This window comes from Mycobacterium sp. SMC-19, from assembly GCF_045310815.1.
In the GTDB taxonomy this organism is placed as follows: domain Bacteria; phylum Actinomycetota; class Actinomycetes; order Mycobacteriales; family Mycobacteriaceae; genus Mycobacterium.
The window spans coordinates 41,238-58,432 of record NZ_JBJIAM010000015.1; the positions used below are offsets into that span (position 1 = coordinate 41,238).

The window sequence follows — 17,195 nt, forward strand, 5'->3', positions numbered from 1 at the left end:
CTTCCCGTAGCTGACGGTTTGTGTTACGACGCCGTCGATACGGGCTACACCGTTAAACAGTCGACGGTGACACGCACTCGGCGAGTCCGCTGAATGCAACCAAGCCCCTCGCGTGAGAAAACCGACGAGGGAAGAAAGGAAATCCGTGACCGAAACGGACCTCTTCACGGCTGAAGGCAGCACCGAACAGGAATCGCTGTCGACCCCCCCGAGTACTTCCGAGACCAGCCAGGACGTAGCCGCCGGCGGTAGTGACGCCGCGCCGTCCGCCCCGGAGACCGCCTCGGCGCCGGCCACCACCGAGTCCGCTCCCGCTTCGGCGCCCGACAACGGCGCCGCATCCGCACCCTCCGACAGCTCGTTGTCGGCGATGGTGCTGCCCGAACTGCGGGCGCTGGCCAACCGCGTCGGTGTCAAGGGCTCCTCGGGGATGCGCAAGAGCGAACTGATCGCTGCCATCCGCGAGGTCTCCGACAACGGGGGCAACGGCGGCAGTGGCGCCGAAGCGCCGAAGACACAGCCCAGCGCCGAGCAGCCCGCCAACGGCGCGGCCAACGGTGCCGAGCCCGCCCCGGCCAACGAGGCGGACGCTGCCGCGGCACCGCGGCGCCGCGAACGCCGTGGCGCCAGCCGCGCGACCGGCTCGCCCGCTGCCGATGGCGGAGACTCCGAGAAGCCGGCTGAGCAGGACAAGCCTGCCGAGGCAGAGCCCCAGGGCGAGTCGCGTAAGCAGGGCCGGAACGACGACAGGGCCGACAAGGCCGAGCAGCCCGGTGGGCGGCGTGAGCGCGAGGGCGCCAAGAACGAGCCCAAGGCCGACGCCAAATCCGACGACGCCGCACAGTCCAAGAACGACGACCAGGGCGGCGACCAGTCCAACCGCGGCGGTGGCGACGACGACGAAGGACGTGGTGGCCGGCGCGGTCGCCGCTTCCGGGACCGGCGTCGCCGTGGCGAACGTGGCGGCGAAGGCGGCGGTGGCGAACGCGGCGATGCCGAGCTGCGTGAAGACGACGTCGTCCAACCGGTCGCCGGCATCCTCGACGTGCTGGACAACTACGCGTTCGTGCGCACCTCCGGCTACCTGGCCGGACCTAACGACGTCTACGTCTCGATGAACATGGTCCGCAAGAACGGGCTGCGCCGTGGCGATGCGGTGACCGGCGCGGTGCGGGTGGCCCGGGACGGCGACCAGCCCAACCAGCGTCAGAAGTTCAACCCGCTGGTGCGGTTGGACTCGGTCAACGGCGGCCCGGTCGAAGAGGCCCGGAACCGTCCGGACTTCACCAAGCTGACCCCGCTGTACCCGAACCAGCGGCTGCGGTTGGAGACCTCGGGGGAGAAGCTGACCACCCGCGTCATCGACCTGATCATGCCGATCGGCAAGGGGCAGCGCGCGCTGATCGTGTCGCCGCCCAAGGCCGGTAAGACCACGATCATGCAGGACATCGCCAACGCGATCACCCGCAACAACCCCGAGTGCCACCTGATGGTGGTGCTGGTCGACGAGCGTCCCGAAGAAGTCACCGACATGCAGCGCTCGGTCAAGGGTGAGGTCATCGCCTCGACCTTCGACCGGCCGCCGTCAGACCACACCCAGGCCGCCGAGCTGGCCATCGAGCGGGCCAAGCGCCTGGTCGAGCAGGGCAAGGACGTGGTCGTGCTGCTGGACTCGATCACCCGGCTGGGTCGTGCCTACAACAACGCCTCCCCGGCGTCGGGCCGCATCCTGTCCGGTGGTGTGGACTCCACCGCGCTCTACCCGCCCAAGCGGTTCCTGGGCGCGGCCCGCAACATCGAGGACGGCGGCTCGCTGACCATCATCGCCACCGCGATGGTGGAGACCGGCTCCACCGGTGACACGGTGATCTTCGAGGAGTTCAAGGGCACCGGCAACGCCGAGCTCAAGCTGGACCGCAAGATCGCCGAGCGCCGGGTCTTCCCGGCCGTCGACGTCAACCCGTCGGGCACTCGCAAGGACGAGCTGCTGCTCTCGCCGGACGAGTTCGCGATCGTGCACAAGCTGCGCCGGCTGCTGTCCGGCCTGGATTCGCATCAGGCCATCGACCTGTTGATGAGTCAGCTGCGCAAGACCAAGAACAACTACGAGTTCCTGGTGCAGGTGTCCAAGACCACGCCGGGAATGGACAACGACTGATCGGCGCTGCCACCGACCACTGAAATTGCGGTCAGGGCTGTGATAGCCCCGCGATCACAACCCTGACGGCAATCTCGACGGGTGACGGCAGCGGAATACGCATAACCCTCCCGGCGTTTTGGGGGGCGACAGCGTAGCTGGCATAATCGAAAACCTCAGGTTCCGGTTCACGTCCGCCTCACATTCGAAGGCGGGCGACCCGGCGGCCCACGATTGAAGAGGACACCATGAAGACTGGCATTCACCCCGCCTACGGCGAGACCACCGTGGTCTGCGGTTGTGGCAACACCTTCACCACCCGTAGCACCAAGGAGAGCGGCCACATCGTGGTCGAGGTCTGCTCGCAGTGCCACCCGTTCTACACCGGTAAGCAGAAGATCCTCGACAGCGGCGGCCGGGTCGCGCGCTTCGAGAAGCGCTACGGCAAGCGCAACGCCGGTGCCGCAGCAGCTGCAGCCGACGACAAGTAGCTCCCTCACCGACGCCCGGAACGTGCCAGCACGTCACCCGGGCGTCGGCTTGCGTTCGGGGATGGAGGTGAGATGACCCAAAGTGTTCAGGGGATCGACGCCCTGCTGGCCGAGCACGCCGCCCTGGAAACGCAGCTGTCCGATCCCGAACTGCACAACGATCCGGCCGAGGCTCGTCGGGCCGGTCGGCGCTTCGCCCAGCTGGCGCCCATCATCGCCACCCACCGCAAGCTCGAGTCGGCCCGCGGCGACCTTGAGGCGGCTCGGGAACTGGCCGCCGACGACGCGTCGTTCGCCGCCGAGATTCCAGACCTGGAGGCGCGCGTCGCCGAGCTGGACACCGCGCTCACCGACATGCTGGCGCCCCGCGACCCGCACGACGCCGACGACATCGTGCTCGAGGTCAAATCCGGCGAGGGCGGCGAGGAATCGGCGCTGTTCGCCGCTGACCTGGCCCGGATGTACATCCGCTACGCCGAGCGCCAGGGCTGGAATGTGACGGTCCTCGACGAGACCACCTCTGACCTCGGCGGCTACAAGGACGCCACGCTGACCATCGCGAGCAAGGGCGAGTCCGCCGACGGCGTGTGGTCGCGGATGAAGTTCGAGGGCGGTGTGCACCGCGTGCAGCGGGTGCCGGTCACCGAATCGCAGGGCCGGGTCCACACCTCGGCGGCCGGCGTGCTGGTCTACCCCGAGCCCGAAGAGGTCGGCGAGGTGGCCATCGACGAGTCGGACCTGCGCATCGACGTCTACCGGTCCTCCGGCAAGGGTGGCCAGGGCGTCAACACCACCGACTCCGCGGTGCGGATCACCCACCTGCCGACCGGGATCGTGGTGACCTGCCAGAACGAGCGGTCCCAGCTGCAGAACAAGGCCCGTGCGTTGCAGGTCTTGGCGGCCCGGCTGCAGGCGGTGGCCGAGGAGCAGGCGCAGGCCGACGCCTCGGCCGATCGGGCCAGCCAGATCCGTACCGTGGACCGCAGCGAGCGCATCCGTACCTACAACTTCCCGGAGAACCGGATTACCGACCACCGCATCGGCTACAAGGCGCACAACCTCGACCAGGTCCTCGACGGGGATCTCGATCCGATGTTCGACGCGCTGGCAGCCGCCGATAAGGAAACCCGGTTACAGGGGACGGCATAGCCACCGGCGACGATGCAGAGCGAAGCGATGAGGAGGAGGCGGACCATCGAGCGCAGCCGGATACGGGACGCGATCGATTCCGCTGCAGCGCTTTTCGCTGATGCCGGTATCGATTCCGCCCGCTTCGACGCCGAAGAACTCGCTGCCCATGCGGCCGGCACCGATCGTGGCCGGCTGGCGCTGCTGGATCCACCCGATGACGAGTTCTTCGGGCGTTACCGGGAATTGGTCGCCGCACGCAGTTCCCGGATCCCGCTGCAGCACCTGATCGGCACCGCGGCGTTCGGCCCGGTCCTGCTGCAGGTCGGCCCCGGGGTGTTCACCCCGCGGCCGGAGACTGAGGCCATGCTCGACTGGGTTCTGAAACAGGCTGCGGCCCAACCGTTCGGTTCGCAGCCGGTGATTGTCGACGCCTGCACCGGTTCCGGTGCGCTGGCGGTCGCCTTGTCCCGCAGCTTTCCCGCTGCGCGGGTCCTCGCAGTGGAGGACTCTGAGGCGGCATTGGATTATGCGCGGCGCAACTGCGTGGGTACGCCAGTGGAGCTGATCTATGCCGACGTGACCACGCCGGGGCTGCTGTCGGAGCTTGATGGTCGGGTCGACTTGATGGTCAGCAACCCGCCCTATATCCCCGAGGGTGCAGATCTGGATCCTGAAGTGGCTGAGCATGATCCGGAGCACGCTCTGTTCGGCGGCCCCGACGGAATGTCGGTGATCACCCCGCTGGCCGACCTCGCTGCGCGACTGCTGCGCCCCGGTGGGTTGTTCGCCGTTGAGCACGACGACACCACCCCGACGGCCACTGTCCAAACCGTCAGCGGTACTGGATTTTTCGACGAAGTAGTGTCCCGGCCCGACCTGACTGGGCGGCTCCGGTTCGTGACGGCGATCAGGAACGGTCAACCATGACAGAGGTTTTCGACTGCACCGACGCGGACCAGCGTACGGCCGGGATCACGGCGGCGATCGACGCTGTGCGCGGTGGTCGACTGGTGGTGTTGCCGACCGACACGGTCTACGGCATCGGTGCCGACGCGTTCAACGCTGCCGGGGTGACTGCGCTGCTGGCGGCCAAACGACGCGGCCGCGACATGCCGGTGGGGGTGCTGGTCGGGTCGTGGAACTCCATCGACGGGCTGGCCCTGATCGTGCCCGACACCGCCCGTGAACTGATCCGGGCGTTCTGGCCGGGTGCGCTCAGCCTGATCGTCACCCAGGCGCCGTCGCTGCAATGGGATCTCGGCGAGGCCCGCGGCACCGTCATGGTGCGCATGCCGCTGCACCCGGTGGCCCTGGAGGTCCTCAAGGCGGTGGGCCCGATGGCGGTGTCCAGCGCCAACGTCTCCGGTGGGTCGCCCGCGGTCGAGGCCGGCGAAGCGCAAAGCCAACTGGGGGAGTCCGTCGACGTCTATCTCGACGCGGGCCCGGCCGAACAGGGCGCGGCGTCGACGATCGTGGATCTCACCGGCCCCGCGCCGCGGATCGTCCGGACCGGACCGGTCTCGGCCGAACAGATCGGCGCCGTGCTGGGGCTGGATCCGGACTCCCTGACGGGAACACCGTGACCAGCCTGCTGGCGCTGGCCGACCGTGGTGCCGGCGTGCCGCTGCGGGAGCTGGCGCTGGTCGGACTGACCGCCGCGATCATCACCTACTTCACCACCGGACCCGTTCGCTGGATGGCCACCCGGATCGGTGCGGTCGCCTACCCGCGCGAACGCGATGTCCATGTGCAGCCGACACCGCGAATGGGTGGGCTGGCGATGTACGTCGGGATCGTCGCGGGGATCTTCCTGGCCTCGCAGCTGCCGGCGCTCACGCGCGGCTTCGTCTATTCCACCGGGATGCCGGCGGTGGTGCTGGCCGGCGGGGTCATCATGGGAATCGGTCTGCTCGACGACAAGTGGGGCCTGGACGCCCTGACAAAATTCGCCGGTCAGATCACCGCGGCCAGCGTGCTGGTCACCATGGGCGTGGCCTGGAGCGTGCTCTACATCCCGATCGGCGGCGTCGGCACCGTGGTGCTCGATCAGGTGTCGTCGATCCTGCTCACGCTGGCGTTGACGGTCTCGATCGTCAACGCCATGAACTTCGTCGACGGCCTCGACGGGCTGGCCGCCGGCCTGGGACTAATCACCGCGCTGGCGATCTGCATGTTCTCCGTCGGCGTGCTGCAGGACCACGGCGGCGACGTGCTGTTCTACCCGCCGGCGTTGATCTCGGTGGTCTTGGCCGGCGCTTGTCTCGGATTCCTGCCGCACAATTTCAGCCCCGCGAAGATCTTCATGGGTGACTCCGGCTCGATGCTGATCGGGCTGATGCTGGCCGCGGCGTCCACCACCGCGGCCGGGCCGATCTCGCAGACCGCCTACGGCGCGCGCGACGTCTTCGCGCTGCTGTCACCGTTCCTGCTGGTGGCGGCCGTGATGTGTGTGCCGGCCCTGGACGTGCTGCTGGCGATCATCCGTCGTACTCGGGCTGGGCTCAGTCCCTTCAGCCCGGACAAGATGCACCTGCACCACCGGTTGCTGCAGATCGGCCATTCCGATCGCCGGGTGGTGCTGCTGATCTACTTGTGGACCGCGATCGTCGCGTTCGGGGCGGCCGGCACCATCTTCTTCGACCCGCGCTACACCGGGGCGGTGATGTTGGGTGCGATGCTCATCGCGATTGTCGTTACGCTCATCCCGTTGCTACGCCGGGGCGGCAGCCCCGAAGACGACCCCTACGACGCGCGGTAGTAGCACCGTCTAAGATGGTGTTGTAGGTGGTTCCACAGTGCGTTCGGGCATCCGATACGCTCGGCGGGCGACTTCACGACAGTGACGCAGGGCAGATTCAGATTGGGGTGAGGCGGTGACGACACCAGCGCAGGATGCGCCGTTGGTGTTGCCGTCGGTGGTGTTCCAGCCGATTCGGCTGTCACTGATCTGTGTCGCTCTGACCGCTGCCGCAATCGCCGCGGCTGCTCAATTCGGCCGCCCGCTGTTCGGAGTGTTCTTCGGGCTGGGCCTGGCGCTCGGTCTGGGCAACGCCCTGCTGATTCGCCGATCGGCACTGAAGATCACCGCCTCCGACCATCCGCTGAAGAAGAAGATGGCGCTGAACTCGGCGTCTCGTCTGCTGGTCATCAGCGCGATCGGCCTGGCTATCGCTTACCAGTTCCGTCCAGAGGGCCTCGGCGCGCTGTTCGGATTGGCCTTGTTCGAGGTAGTGCTGGTGCTGACCACCATGCTGCCAGTGGTAAAAAAGCTCCGCGCGCAAGCGTCAGAGTCGGGCGCTGAAGGGACGGAAAATGACTGAGTCGATCGTGGCTGAGGGAGCCATCGAGGTCGGCCACCACGAGACCGCGGTGTGGCCGCTGGTCGGTGAGGTCAACATCGACACCATCACCTCCACCGCGATCGCGGCGGTGATCGTGATCGCCCTGGCGCTGTTCCTGCGCGCCAAGGTCACCTCGAGCGGCGTCCCGGGCGGGGTGCAGCTGTTCTTCGAGGCGATCACCATTCAGATGCGCAACCAGATCGAGGGCGCCATCGGGATGAAGATCGCCCCGTTCGTGCTGCCGCTGGCGGTGACGATCTTCATCTTCATCCTGGTCTGTAACTGGCTGTCGGTGCTGCCGGTGCAGTACTCCGACGAGCACGGCATCCATGAGTTGATTTCCTCTGCCGCCGCCGACATCAACTTCGTGCTGGCGCTGGCCCTGCTGGTGTTCTGCGGTTACCACCTGGCCGGCTTCTGGCGCCGCGGCTTCATCGGCCACCCGCTGCGGGTGCTCAAGGGCCACGTCGCGATCCTGGCGCCGATCAACCTGGTCGAAGAGATCGCCAAGCCGGTCTCGCTGTCCCTGCGTCTGTTCGGCAACATCTTCGCCGGCGGCATCCTGGTCAGCCTGATCGCGCTGCTCGGGCCGGTCTTCATGGTCGCGCCGAACGCGATCTGGAAGACCTTCGACCTGTTCGTCGGACTGATCCAGGCGTTCATCTTCGCGCTGCTGACCATCCTGTACTTCAGCCAGGCCATGGAGCTCGAAGAAGACCACCACTAGTACCACCTGCACGACCACATCAGACCTGGTAGAGCACTACCAGCTAGCAAGGAGGAATGAAATGGCAGATCCCAATCTGATCGGACTTGGTGCCCTCATCGGCGGCGGTCTCATCATGGGCGGCGGTGCCATCGGCGCCGGTATCGGTGACGGTATCGCCGGTAACGCGCTGATCGCCGGTATCGCTCGTCAGCCCGAAGCTCAGGGTCGCCTGTTCACCCCGTTCTTCATCACGGTTGGTCTGGTCGAAGCGGCCTACTTCATCAACCTGGCCTTCATGGCGTTGTTCGTCTTCGCCACCCCGATCGCCGCACAGCAGTAACGCACAAAGATGGGTGACATGAGCGTTGCTGTCCTCGCTTTGAGCGAGGCGGCTGAGGAAGGCCCGAAGAAGAGCTTCCTCATTCCCGACGGCACCTTCTTTGTCGTGCTCGCGATCTTCCTGATCGTGCTCGGCGTGATCAGTACCTTCGTGGTGCCGCCGATCATGAAGGTGCTGCGGGAGCGCGAGAACATGGTCACCAAGACTCTCGCCGACAATCGGGAGTCCGCCGAGCAGTTCGCGGCGGCCGACGCCGACTACGAGAAGCAGATGGCGGCGGCGCGCCTTGAGGCCAGCACGGCACGGGACGAAGCCCGTGCCGAGGGTCGCAAGGTGATCGACGAGCAGCGTTCGGCGGCCGAGGCGGAGGTGGCCTCGACATTGCAGGCCGCCACCGACAAGCTCAAGCAAGAAGGCGATGCGGTGAGTGACCAGCTGCAGGCCCGGGTGGAGACACTGTCCGCCACCCTGGCCGGCCGGATCCTCGGCGTTGACGCCGAGGCACTTTCCGCGGCGAGTACGGGGCGGTAGCAACAGAGATGTCGATTTTCATCGGGCAGCTGGTCGGCTTTGCCATCATCGTGTGGCTGCTGGTCAAGTTCGTCGTGCCACCGGTACGCAAGCTGATGGCCGACCAGCAGGAGTCGGTGCGCAAGCAGCTGGAGGAGGCGGCAGCCGCCGCCGCTCGTCTGACCGAAGCCGGTCAGGCGCACTCCACGGCACTGGCAAACGCCACCGCCGAGGCGCAGCGGGTGACCGCGGAGGCCCGCTCGGACGCCGAGCGGATCGCCGAGCAACTGCGTAGCCAGGCCGGTGTCGACGCCGAGCGCGTGAAGGCCACCGGCGGACAGCAGGTCGGTCTGATGCGGGCGCAACTCATCCGTGAGCTGCGGTCCGGCTTGGGTGCCGAAGCGGTGCAGCGGGCGGGCGAACTGGTTCGCGCGCACGTCGCCGATCCGCAGCGGCAGTCGGCCACTGTGGACCGGTTCCTCGACGAGCTCGACGCCATGGCGCCGAAGTCCGTCGAGGTCGAATCACCGATCCTGGTCCGGATGCGTTCTGCGAGCCGCCAGGCGTTGGCCGGCGTGCTGAACAAGTTCAGCGAAGTGGCCGGTGGCCTGGACCAGCAGGGCTTGGCCGCGCTGGCCGGTGACCTGACCGCGGTCGCCGAACTGCTGGAGCGCGAGAGCGTGATCACCCGGCACCTGACCGTGCCGACCGACGACGCCGCACCGAAGGTGCGTCTGGTGCAGCGGCTGTTCGCCGACAAGATCGGTGCCGGCGCACTGACACTGGTGACCGACGCCGCTTCGGCCCGGTGGTCCAACGGCGAGGATCTGGTCACCGCCCTCGAGCACGTCGCCCGGCAGACACTGTTGCTGTCGGCCGAGAGTGCCGGCACCGTCGACGAGGTGGAGGACCAGCTGTTCCGGTTCTCCCGCGTGTTGGATGCCCAGCCCCGTCTGGACATCCTGCTCGGCGACACCGCGACCCCGGCCGCTGGTCGGGTCGGGTTGCTGAGCAATGTCATCGGCGGTGGCAGTGGTGCCAACCCGATCACGGTGGCGCTACTCGAGCAGACCGTACGGCTGCTGCGTGGCCAGTCCGCGCATCAGGCGATCACCGAGCTTGCTCAGATCGCAGTGGCACGTCGCGGCGAATTGGTGGCGGACGTCGGTGCGGCCGCCGAACTCAGCGACGCCCAGCGCGCCCGGCTGAATTCCGTGCTGAGCCGGATCTACAGCCACCCGGTGCGTGTGCAGGTCGACGTCGACCCCGCACGCCTAGGCGGGTTGGCGATCTCGGTCGGCGACGAGGTGATCGACGGCACGCTGTCGTCGCGCCTCGCGGCCGCGAAGACGCAATTGCCCGACTGACCCGGACCTACCCGGTCCCAGAGCCCATCACCCATTTCGAAGGCAGGAAGACGAAAAGCCATGGCAGAGTTGACAATCTCCTCTGACGACATTCAGGGGGCGATCGAGGAGTACGTGAGCTCCTTCAGCGCCGAGACCGCGCGCGAGGAGGTCGGCACCGTCATCGACGCCGGGGACGGCATCGCACACGTCGAGGGCCTGCCTTCGGTGATGACCCAGGAGCTCCTGGAGTTCCCCGGCGGCGTGCTGGGCGTGGCCCTGAACCTCGACGAGCACAGCGTCGGTGCGGTGATCCTGGGTGAATTCGAGCACATCGAGCAAGGTCAGCAGGTCAAGCGCACCGGTGAGGTGCTCTCGGTGCCGGTCGGCGACGGCTTCCTCGGTCGCGTCGTCAACCCGCTGGGACAGCCCATCGACGCGCGCGGCGAGATCGAGGCCGAGACTCGCCGTCCGCTTGAGATGCAGGCCCCCTCGGTGGTTCAGCGTCAGAGCGTCAGCGAGCCGCTGCAGACTGGTATCAAGGCTGTCGACGCCATGACCCCGATCGGCCGCGGCCAGCGTCAGCTCATCATCGGCGACCGCAAGACCGGCAAGACCGCGCTCTGTGTGGACACCATCCTCAACCAGCGCAAGAACTGGGAGACCGGGGACCCGAACCAGCAGGTTCGTTGCGTCTACGTCGCGATCGGCCAGAAGGGCACCACCATCGCCAGCGTGCGTCGCGCGCTGGAAGAGGGCGGCGCCATGGACTACACCACGATCGTCGCCGCGCCGGCGTCCGACTCCGCCGGCTTCAAGTGGCTGGCCCCCTACACCGGCTCGGCGATCGCCCAGCACTGGATGTACTCGGGCAAGCACGTGCTGATCGTGTTCGACGACCTGACCAAGCAGGCCGAGGCCTACCGCGCCATCTCGCTGTTGCTGCGCCGCCCGCCGGGCCGCGAGGCCTACCCGGGTGACGTGTTCTACCTGCACTCTCGTCTGCTGGAGCGTTGCGCGAAGCTCTCCGACGAGCTGGGCGGCGGTTCGCTGACCGGTCTGCCGATCATCGAGACCAAGGCCAACGACATCTCGGCCTACATCCCGACCAACGTCATCTCGATCACCGACGGCCAGTGCTTCCTGGAGAGCGACCTGTTCAACCAGGGTGTTCGCCCGGCCATCAACGTCGGTGTGTCGGTGTCCCGTGTCGGTGGCGCCGCCCAGATCAAGGCGATGAAGGAGGTGGCCGGCTCGCTGCGTCTGGACCTGTCGCAGTACCGCGAGCTGGAGGCCTTCGCCGCTTTCGCCTCCGACCTGGACGCCACGTCGAAGGCTCAGCTGGAGCGTGGTGCACGCCTGGTGGAGCTGCTCAAGCAGCCCCAGTACGCACCGCTGCCGGTCGAGGAGCAGGTGGTCTCGATCTTCCTGGGTACCGAAGGTCACCTGGACTCGGTGCCGGTCGAGGACGTGGGCCGCTTCGAATCCGAGTTGCTGGACCACATCCGGGCTTCGGAGAATGACATCCTGACCGGGATTCGTGAGTCCAAGAAGCTCTCCGATGAGGCCAACGAGAAGCTGGTCGCCGTGATCAACCAGTTCAAGAAGGGCTTCGCCGCCACGGACGGCAGCTCGGTGGTGCCCGACGCGCACGTCGAGGCGCTCGACGAGGACAAGCTCGGCAAGGAAGCGGTGCAGGTCCACAAGGCCGCGCCGGCGAAGAAGAAGTAACGCCGATATGGCAGCCACACTTCGCGAACTACGCGGGCGAATCCGCTCAGCCGGGTCGATCAAGAAGATCACCAAGGCCCAGGAGCTGATCGCCACCTCGCGTATCGGCCGGGCGCAGGCCCGGCTGGAAACGGCACGGCCGTACGCCGTCGAGATCACCCGGTTGCTCACCACCCTGGCCGCCGAGGCGGCCCTGGACCACCCGTTGCTGGTCGAGCGCAGCGAGCCCAAGCGGGCGGGTGTCCTGGTGGTGTCGTCCGACCGTGGTCTGTGTGGCGGCTACAACGCCAACGTCTTTCGTCGGGCAGAGGAACTGTTCTCTCTGCTGCGCTCGGAGGGCAAGGACCCGGTGCTCTACGTCGTCGGCCGCAAGGCGCTGGCCTACTACTCGTTCCGGAACTGGTCGGTGACCGACTCCTGGACCGGATTCTCCGAGCAGCCGACATACGAGAACGCCGCCACGATCGCCTCCACCCTGGTTGAGGCATTCCTGGCCGGCGTCGACGACGACGGCGACCACCCGGGCACCGACGGGGTCCTGGGCGTCGACGAACTGCACATCGTGTCGACCGACTTCCGCTCGATGCTGTCGCAGTCGGCCGAGGCGCGTCGGATCGCCCCGATGCTGGTGGAGTACGTGGGCGAGGAGACCGGGCCGAAGACCCTGTACTCCTTCGAGCCGGATGCCACGACGCTGTTCGACTCGCTGCTGCCGCGGTATCTGACCACCCGCGTGTACGCCGCGCTGCTCGACTCGGCGGCCTCGGAGCTGGCTTCGCGCCAGCGCGCGATGAAGTCGGCGACCGACAACGCCGACGACTTGATCAAAGCGTTGACCCTTGAGGCCAACCGCGAGCGCCAGGCTCAGATCACCCAGGAAATCAGCGAAATCGTTGGCGGTGCGAATGCCCTCGCCGACGCCGCCCGGTAAGTCCCCAAGGAAGCGAAGAAGATAATGACTGTTACCGCTGACAAGACAACCGCCGGCCGCGTGGTGCGCGTAACCGGCCCCGTCGTCGACGTCGAGTTCCCCCGGGGCGCGGTGCCCGAGCTGTTCAACGCTCTGCACGCGGAGATCTCCTTCTCGGAGCTGGCCAAGACGCTGACCCTCGAGGTCGCCCAGCACTTGGGTGACAACCTGGTCCGCACCATTTCGATGCAGCCCACCGACGGCCTGGTGCGTGGCACCGCGGTCACCGACACCGGTGCCGCGATCTCGGTGCCGGTGGGGCACGAGGTCAAGGGCCACGTGTTCAACGCACTGGGCCACTGCCTCGACAAGCCGGGTTACGGCGAGGACTTCGAGCACTGGGGCATCCACCGGAAGCCCCCGGCCTTCAACGAGCTGGAACCGCGCACCGAGATGCTCGAGACCGGCCTGAAGGTCGTGGACCTGCTCACCCCGTACGTGCGTGGCGGCAAGATCGCCCTGTTCGGTGGTGCCGGCGTGGGCAAGACCGTGCTGATCCAGGAGATGATCAACCGTATCGCCCGCAACTTCGGTGGCACCTCGGTGTTCGCCGGCGTGGGGGAGCGGACCCGTGAGGGCAACGACCTGTGGGTCGAGCTCGAGGACGCCAACGTGCTCAAGGACACCGCCTTGGTGTTCGGCCAGATGGACGAGCCGCCGGGCACGCGTATGCGGGTGGCCCTGTCGGCCCTGACCATGGCCGAGTGGTTCCGCGACGAGGCGGGCCAGGACGTGCTGCTGTTCATCGACAACATCTTCCGGTTCACCCAGGCCGGCTCCGAGGTTTCGACCCTGCTGGGCCGGATGCCTTCGGCCGTGGGTTACCAGCCCACGCTGGCCGACGAGATGGGTGAGCTGCAGGAGCGGATCACCTCGACCCGAGGTCGGTCCATCACCTCGATGCAGGCCGTGTACGTGCCCGCCGACGACTACACCGACCCGGCGCCGGCGACCACGTTCGCGCACCTGGACGCCACCACCGAGCTGTCCCGTGCGGTGTTCTCCAAGGGCATCTTCCCGGCGGTGGACCCGCTGGCCTCCAGCTCGACCATTCTGGACCCGGCCATCGTCGGTGAAGACCACTACCGTGTCGCCCAGGAGGTCATCCGGGTCCTGCAGCGTTACAAGGACCTGCAGGACATCATCGCCATCCTCGGTATCGACGAGCTCTCCGAAGAGGACAAGCAGCTGGTCGGCCGGGCACGGCGTATCGAGCGGTTCCTGAGCCAGAACATGATGGCTGCCGAGCAGTTCACCGGCCAGCCCGGCTCGACGGTGCCGCTGAAGGAGACCATCGAGGCCTTCGACCGCCTGACCAAGGGTGACTTCGACCACCTGCCCGAGCAGGCGTTCTTCCTGATCGGTGGCCTCGACGACCTGGCCAAGAAGGCCGAGAGCCTGGGCGCCAAGCTGTGACCGGGTGTGCTGCTGGCGATGAGCGCTTGCGCGAAGAGCGTCCTACCAAGACGAAAGGCGGTGGGTAATGGCAGAGCTTGACGTCGACATCGTCGCGGTCGATCGCAAGGTGTGGTCGGGCAAGGCCACGTTCATCTTCACCCGGACCACCGTTGGTGAGATCGGCATCTTGCCGGGGCACATCCCGGTGGTCGCCGAGCTCGTCGATGACGCCATGGTGCGGGTGGACCGCGTCGAGGAGGGTGAGCTGCGGCTCGCCGTGCATGGCGGCTTCCTGTCGGTGACCGACGAGGGCGTCAGCATCCTGGCCGAGGCGGTCGACTTCGCCGCAGAGATCGACGAAGCGACCGCGCGGCACGAGGCCCAGTCCAGCGACCCGAAGATGGCCGCACAGGGACGGGCCAGGCTGCGCGCCCTGGGTGTGATCGACTAGTAGGTCTGAAGACGATGAGCACGCCCATGATCGGCATGGTCGTGCTTGTCGTTGTTCTCCTCAGCGCTGTTGTCGCGCTGAGCTATCGGCTGTGGAAGCTGCGCCAGGGCGGCACCGCGGCAATCATGCGGGACCTTCCGGCGGTCGGCGGCCATGGCTGGCGTCATGGCGTCGTCCGCTATCGGGGCGGTGAAGCCGCCTTCTACCGTCTTTCCAGCGTGCGGTTGTGGCCGGATCGTCGGCTGAGCCGACGTGGTGTGGACGTGGTGGCGCGCCGCGCGCCCCGGGGCGACGAATTCGACATCATGACTGACGAGATCGTGGTGCTGGAACTCTGCGACGTCAGTCAGGACCACCGGGCCGGCTTCGAGATAGCGCTGGACCGCGGCGCGCGGACCGCGTTCCTGTCCTGGCTGGAGGCGCGCCCGTCGCCCCGTTCCCGGCGCCAGAGCTACTGAGCAGCCCTACGGCGTTGGAGCCGTTGGCGCGGACTATTTTTCGGGACCGTCGGTGCGTTCGCCGCCGGGCTTCCAGAGCACGTCGCCGTCGGCATTGGCCACGCGGCACAGCACAAACATCAAGTCCGACAACCGATTCAGGTACTTCGCCGGCAGCACCGACACCCCGTCCGGATAGGCGTCGAGGGCAGCCCAGGCCGAGCGCTCGGCCCGGCGCACCGCGGTTCGGGCCACGTGCAGCAATGCCGACAGTGGTGAGCCACCTGGCAGGATGAACGAGTTGAGCGGGGGCAGCTGTTCGTTGTATTCGTCACACCACGCCTCCACCCGGTCGACGTAGTCGGCGGTGATCCGCAGCGGCGGGTACTTCGGATTCTCGGCGACCGGCGTGGCCAAGTCTGCGCCCGCGTCGAACAGGTCGTTCTGGATGTGCAGCAGCGTGGCGCTGACCGTCTCGGCGGGGTCGCCAAGCGCGATCGCAACACCGATCGCCGCGTTGGCCTCCTCGACATCGGCATAGGCCACCAGCCTCGGATCGGTCTTGGGCACGCGAGAGAAATCGCTGAGGCCTGTCGTCCCGTCGTCGCCGGTACGGGTGTAAACGCGAGTGATGTGCACCGCCATAGTCAAACCGTACCGGGGGAGGGAACCACTGCAATCCCCGGTTCGGCAGGAGCCCGGATTGGTCGGGATAGTCCTCGCGTCGTCACTACACTGACGCGAGTGGGTGAGCGTTTCGTGGTTACCGGCGGTAACCGATTGTCCGGTGAGGTCGCCGTCGGTGGCGCTAAGAACAGCGTCCTGAAGCTGATGGCGGCGGCCCTGTTGGCGGAGGGCACCAGCACCATCACCAACTGCCCGGACATTCTGGACGTGCCGTTGATGGCTGAGGTGCTGCGCGGCCTGGGTGCCAACGTCGAGCTTGACGGCACCACGGTGCGCATCACTTCGCCGGACGAACCCAAGTACGACGCGGACTTCGCCGCGGTGCGCCAGTTCCGGGCTTCGGTCTGTGTGCTGGGCCCCTTGGTGGGCCGCTGTCTGCAGGCGAAGGTCGCGCTACCGGGCGGCGACGCGATCGGGTCTCGCCCGCTCGACATGCACCAGGCCGGCCTACGTCAACTGGGCGCCACCTGCAATATCGAGCATGGTTGCGTGGTCGCGCACGCCGAGAAGCTGCGCGGCGCCGAGATTCAGTTGGAGTTTCCGTCGGTCGGCGCCACCGAGAACATCTTGATGGCCGCGGTCCTGGCCGAGGGCGTCACGACCATCCACAACGCGGCGCGTGAACCCGATGTCGCTGATCTGTGCACGATGCTCAACCAGATGGGCGCGCAGATCGAAGGTGCGGGCTCCCCGACGTTGAAGATCACCGGGGTACCGCGTCTGCATCCCACCGAACATGAAGTGATCGGCGACCGGATCGTGGCGGCGACCTGGGCTATCGCCGCGGTGATGACCCGCGGCGACATCTCGGTCACCGGCGTGGACCCGGCGCACCTGCAGCTCGTCCTGCACAAGTTGCACGATGCGGGGGCGACCGTCACCCAGTCCGACAACGGGTTCCGGGTGGTCCAATACGAGCGGCCCAAGGCCGTGAACGTGGCGACCTTGCCGTTTCCGGGATTCCCCACCGACCTGCAGCCGATGGCAATCGGCCTCGCGGCGATCGCAGACGGCACCTCGATGATCACCGAGAACGTCTTCGAAGCCAGATTCCGGTTCGTCGAGGAGATGATCCGATTGGGGGCCGATGCCCGCACCGACGGTCACCATGCGGTGGTGCGTGGGCTGCCGCAGCTCTCCAGTGCACCGGTTTGGGCCTCCGACATCCGTGCCGGCGCCGGTCTGGTCCTTGCGGGCCTGGTCGCAGACGGTGAGACCGAGGTCCACGACGTCTTTCACATCGATCGCGGCTACCCGTTGTTCGTGGAATATCTAGGCGATTTGGGCGCTGAGATAGAACGTGTAATATAGGTCGAGCCGGAGGGACGCGGACCGCGGAACTACCGACAGTCTGGAAGTCCTTCCGGAAGCCCCGAAAAACTCGGAGTTGACTCAACTCCATCTACGGAGTATAGTAGCGGGGTTGCCTGAAGCCAGGCGGCGTGTTGTTTGAGAACTCAATAGTGTGTTTGGTGGTTTTTGTTTGTTGTTGTTTTTGCCATGCCTTTGGCGCCCC

Annotated in this window: 18 protein-coding genes; 17 read left to right on the plus strand and 1 reads right to left on the minus strand. The window is 66.9% G+C overall.

What is annotated here, in order from left to right:
• The first annotated feature begins 145 nt into the window (after positions 1-145).
• The 16 genes from rho to ACJH5R_RS21900 all read left to right on the plus strand — a co-directional run bounded on the left by rho (position 146) and on the right by ACJH5R_RS21900 (position 15,013).
• Entirely contained in the window at positions 146-2,158 is a 2,013-nt protein-coding gene (rho, locus tag ACJH5R_RS21825) for a transcription termination factor Rho (protein WP_406782899.1), read from the plus strand.
• Positions 2,159-2,385: 227 nt separating this feature from the next.
• Entirely contained in the window at positions 2,386-2,628 is a 243-nt protein-coding gene (rpmE, locus tag ACJH5R_RS21830; RefSeq protein WP_024442333.1) for a 50S ribosomal protein L31, read from the plus strand.
• A 72-nt stretch (positions 2,629-2,700) separates the two neighbouring features.
• Positions 2,701-3,777, plus strand: coding sequence for a peptide chain release factor 1 (prfA, locus tag ACJH5R_RS21835; RefSeq protein ID WP_406782900.1), 1,077 nt, complete (start codon positions 2,701-2,703; stop codon positions 3,775-3,777).
• Positions 3,778-3,804: 27 nt separating this feature from the next.
• Positions 3,805-4,686, plus strand: coding sequence for a peptide chain release factor N(5)-glutamine methyltransferase (prmC, locus tag ACJH5R_RS21840; RefSeq protein ID WP_406782901.1), 882 nt, complete (start codon positions 3,805-3,807; stop codon positions 4,684-4,686).
• The gene (locus ACJH5R_RS21845; RefSeq protein WP_406782902.1) at positions 4,683-5,342 is read left to right on the plus strand and encodes an L-threonylcarbamoyladenylate synthase; all 660 of its coding nucleotides are present in this window, start codon (positions 4,683-4,685) and stop codon (positions 5,340-5,342) included. Before prmC ends, ACJH5R_RS21845 begins: the two co-directional genes overlap by 4 nt.
• Positions 5,339-6,517 (plus strand): glycosyltransferase family 4 protein, encoded by a 1,179-nt coding sequence (locus tag ACJH5R_RS21850; RefSeq protein ID WP_406782903.1) that lies wholly within the window; start codon positions 5,339-5,341, stop codon positions 6,515-6,517. Before ACJH5R_RS21845 ends, ACJH5R_RS21850 begins: the two co-directional genes overlap by 4 nt.
• A gap of 115 nt (positions 6,518-6,632) precedes the next feature.
• The gene (locus ACJH5R_RS21855) at positions 6,633-7,079 is read left to right on the plus strand and encodes a hypothetical protein (RefSeq protein WP_046285343.1); all 447 of its coding nucleotides are present in this window, start codon (positions 6,633-6,635) and stop codon (positions 7,077-7,079) included.
• The gene (atpB, locus tag ACJH5R_RS21860) at positions 7,072-7,827 is read left to right on the plus strand and encodes a F0F1 ATP synthase subunit A (RefSeq protein WP_406782904.1); all 756 of its coding nucleotides are present in this window, start codon (positions 7,072-7,074) and stop codon (positions 7,825-7,827) included. The genes ACJH5R_RS21855 and atpB overlap by 8 nt, the downstream gene beginning before the upstream one ends.
• A gap of 61 nt (positions 7,828-7,888) precedes the next feature.
• On the plus strand, positions 7,889-8,149 hold the full coding sequence (locus tag ACJH5R_RS21865; RefSeq protein ID WP_019735417.1) for a F0F1 ATP synthase subunit C: 261 nt from the start codon (positions 7,889-7,891) through the stop codon (positions 8,147-8,149).
• Between the two features lie 9 nt (positions 8,150-8,158).
• Positions 8,159-8,680, plus strand: coding sequence for a F0F1 ATP synthase subunit B (locus ACJH5R_RS21870; RefSeq protein WP_406759996.1), 522 nt, complete (start codon positions 8,159-8,161; stop codon positions 8,678-8,680).
• Positions 8,681-8,688: 8 nt separating this feature from the next.
• Positions 8,689-10,026, plus strand: coding sequence for a F0F1 ATP synthase subunit B/delta (locus tag ACJH5R_RS21875; protein WP_406782905.1), 1,338 nt, complete (start codon positions 8,689-8,691; stop codon positions 10,024-10,026).
• A 60-nt stretch (positions 10,027-10,086) separates the two neighbouring features.
• On the plus strand, positions 10,087-11,736 hold the full coding sequence (gene atpA, locus ACJH5R_RS21880; RefSeq protein WP_406759998.1) for a F0F1 ATP synthase subunit alpha: 1,650 nt from the start codon (positions 10,087-10,089) through the stop codon (positions 11,734-11,736).
• 7 nt (positions 11,737-11,743) lie between these two features.
• A complete protein-coding gene (locus ACJH5R_RS21885; RefSeq protein ID WP_406782906.1) occupies positions 11,744-12,667 on the plus strand; it encodes a F0F1 ATP synthase subunit gamma in 924 nt (307 codons plus the stop codon).
• Between the two features lie 24 nt (positions 12,668-12,691).
• A complete protein-coding gene (gene atpD / locus ACJH5R_RS21890; protein ID WP_406760000.1) occupies positions 12,692-14,122 on the plus strand; it encodes a F0F1 ATP synthase subunit beta in 1,431 nt (476 codons plus the stop codon).
• Between the two features lie 67 nt (positions 14,123-14,189).
• The gene (locus ACJH5R_RS21895) at positions 14,190-14,555 is read left to right on the plus strand and encodes a F0F1 ATP synthase subunit epsilon (RefSeq protein WP_406760001.1); all 366 of its coding nucleotides are present in this window, start codon (positions 14,190-14,192) and stop codon (positions 14,553-14,555) included.
• A gap of 14 nt (positions 14,556-14,569) precedes the next feature.
• Entirely contained in the window at positions 14,570-15,013 is a 444-nt protein-coding gene (locus tag ACJH5R_RS21900) for a DUF2550 domain-containing protein (protein ID WP_406782907.1), read from the plus strand.
• 33 nt (positions 15,014-15,046) lie between these two features.
• On the opposite strand, the gene ACJH5R_RS21905 is transcribed toward ACJH5R_RS21900, so the two are convergent.
• A complete protein-coding gene (locus ACJH5R_RS21905) occupies positions 15,047-15,637 on the minus strand; it encodes a cob(I)yrinic acid a,c-diamide adenosyltransferase (protein WP_406760003.1) in 591 nt (196 codons plus the stop codon).
• Between the two features lie 99 nt (positions 15,638-15,736).
• Between ACJH5R_RS21905 and murA the strand changes: the two genes are divergently transcribed.
• On the plus strand, positions 15,737-16,990 hold the full coding sequence (gene murA / locus ACJH5R_RS21910) for a UDP-N-acetylglucosamine 1-carboxyvinyltransferase (protein WP_067975122.1): 1,254 nt from the start codon (positions 15,737-15,739) through the stop codon (positions 16,988-16,990).
• The last annotated feature ends 205 nt before the right edge of the window (positions 16,991-17,195 follow it).